The 2329-nt window shown below is 66.4% G+C and carries 2 protein-coding genes and 1 pseudogene; 1 reads left to right on the forward strand and 2 read right to left on the reverse strand.

Annotation, left to right across the window (positions count from 1 at the left end; genetic code table 11):
• Positions 1 to 133 precede the first annotated feature (133 nt).
• On the forward strand, positions 134 to 1294 hold the full coding sequence (locus ACFV9M_RS41970) for a serine hydrolase domain-containing protein (protein WP_385079874.1): 1161 nt from the start codon (positions 134 to 136) through the stop codon (positions 1292 to 1294).
• 37 nt (positions 1295 to 1331) lie between these two features.
• On the opposite strand, the pseudogene ACFV9M_RS41975 reads toward ACFV9M_RS41970, so the two are convergent.
• Positions 1332 to 1608: pseudogene (locus tag ACFV9M_RS41975) on the reverse strand (Tn3 family transposase); the annotation flags it as partial.
• A 23-nt stretch (positions 1609 to 1631) separates the two neighbouring features.
• Positions 1632 to 2234, reverse strand: a complete 603-nt coding sequence (locus ACFV9M_RS41980; RefSeq protein ID WP_385079877.1) for a Tn3 family transposase — start codon at positions 2232 to 2234, stop codon at positions 1632 to 1634.
• Positions 2235 to 2329: the final 95 nt, after the last annotated feature.

Below are 2329 nucleotides of genomic sequence, written 5' to 3' on the forward strand. Positions count from 1 at the left end.
CGGTAGGCGTGCGCGATGGATCGCACGCTGCGCTGGGCGCTAAGGCCCTGTCGAGAGCCGAAGGGCCAGTGAATCACGCCGTGGAGAGGGGCCGGGCGGTCATCCACGGGTCACACACGACAAGGAGGACCACATGCGCCAACACACTGCTCATACAGACAGCGGCCGACCGGGCGCCGAACCGGCCAAGGCAGGGGGCGCGGTATCTGAGTCCGCGCCGGCCTCAGGGGCCGAGGGCTACGAGGCAATCCAGCGCTTACTTCAGCAAGCCGTGACTCAAGGCGGCCTTCCTGGCATTCTTGCTGAGGTTTACGACGGCGACCGGCAGTGGTTCGGGACTGCAGGAGTGGCCGACACCCGAACCGGCCGCAAGCGTTCACAGCAGGACCGGTTCCGCATCGGCAGCATCAGCAAGACGTTCGTGGCCACCGTCGTGATGCAGCTGGCGGCGGAAGGCAGACTGAGCCTGGATGACACCGCGGAACAGTGGTTGCCCGGCGTGGTCCATGGACATCACCACGACGGTGCCAGGGTGAACATCAGGATGCTGCTCAACCACACCAGCGGGATCTTCAACTACACCGATGACCAGGCAGCACTGAACCGCTACGAGACACACCCGCCCGAGTCGCTGGTGCAGATCGCCACGTCCCATCCACCCACCTTCACACCGGGTTCGGGCTGGGCATACTCCAACACCAACTACGTCCTCGCAGGCATGATCATCGAACGGGCCACCGGCCGCGCGCTCGCCGAGGAGATCACGGGGCGGATCTCCCGCCCACTCGGCCTGGCTGGCACGTACCTGCCGCACGGCAGCGACCCGACGATCCACGGGCCACACTCCCGGCACTACACGAAGCTGTTCCAGACCGCCCCCGGCGCGCCGGTGCACGACGCGACCGAGCTCGATTCATCCATGTTCTGGGCAGCCGGCGGCATGATCTCCACCGCCGGGGACCTCAACCGGTTCTTCCGCGCCCTGCTGGGGGGCCGGATACTGCCACCGGACCAACAACGCGACATGTTCACCACCGTGCCCACCCGCGACTGGATACCCAACGCCGCCTATGGCCTCGGCGTTTCCTCAGTGAGACTGCCCTGCGGGAAAACGGTCTGGGGCATGGGGGGTGCGCTCTTCGGATCGTGGTCCTACGCCTACGGCGCTCGCGATGGCGAACAGATGGTCATCACCAACGTCAACGGTGACTGGAGCAATGGCGTTTGGGACGACCCCATCGGAGTCTTCACCGATCTCCTTCAGGCGAAGTTCTGCCGCCGAAGCGATACCTGAACACCGGTCACGGTCGGGCCTGGTCAGCTCCTGATACTCACTCCTGCCCGTCGTCGTCCTCGTCCAGCTCCGGCGCACTCGGGTCGCGCAGCGGGTGCAGGCCGCCGTCGACCGGGGTGGAAGCGCGGAAGCTGTCGCGGCCGAGTACGTTGAGGTTCGCGTGCTTGAGCGGGGAGACGTCGGCAACGTCCTCGTCCAGGACGTCGTGCTTACGCTCCTTGGCCGACAGCGCCTGCGACTCCTCGACGGCGGCGTCCAGATAGCGAGTCGTCCCACAGCACGGCGGCATTCAACACCAGCCCGAGCGTGCCGAGGGCTCCGGGGTGACGCCGCGCCATCACCCCGAGACCGCGGCCGGTTCATCGGCAGGGGTGCGCGGGCCCGGCATGGCCCGGGCGGTCAGATCCAGGTCGAGGCGCCGGTTCATGTTCAGCTCGAACCGTCCGTAGGGATTCACGTGCGTCCAGAACAGCGGAGACAGCGCGCGCCGGTCCGCGTCGGTGAGGGTGTCGGCCCACTTCAAATCGGCGAGGACCTGCTGCATCAGCAACGTGTTGACGTGGACGAGGGCGGACTGAAGCAGGTGCAGCGCCAGCATGCTGACCTCCTGGGATTCCTTGTCCGCTCCGGCCAGGTCGCCGTCCTTGCCATAGAAGAGGTCCTTGTTCGCGGAGTTCCAGTTCTCCACGACCTGGAGCCCCTCGTGGATCTCCTGGCGCATCTCGACATCGGCGAGGTAGTCGCACACGAACGCCGTGCGCACCGCCCGCCCGAGTTCCTCGATCGCCTGGTAGGTGGGGTGCTTGGGGCCGCCGCGGGTGAACCGGCGTAGGACCTGCTCGGCTTCGGCGGTGCCCAGGCGCAGGGCGGTGGTGTACTTCACGATCTGGTCGTACTGCTGGGCGATCAGGTCCCAGTTGATCGTTTTGGTGGACAGCACGACTCTGTTGCTGAATTCGTCAGCGGGCGAGTTGGTGGCTGAGGCGCTCGAGTCGGCTGGTGCGAGGCTTGCGTAGTGGGTCGGTGGTCCACCAG

Source organism: Streptomyces sp. NPDC059895 (assembly GCF_042731035.1).
In the GTDB taxonomy this organism is placed as follows: domain Bacteria; phylum Actinomycetota; class Actinomycetes; order Streptomycetales; family Streptomycetaceae; genus Streptomyces.

Excerpts from the sequence above, each read along its gene's own strand:
- ACFV9M_RS41970 (WP_385079874.1), top strand. The coding sequence starts at position 134 with ATGCGCCAACACACTGCTCATACAGACAGCGGCCGACCGGGCGCCGAA.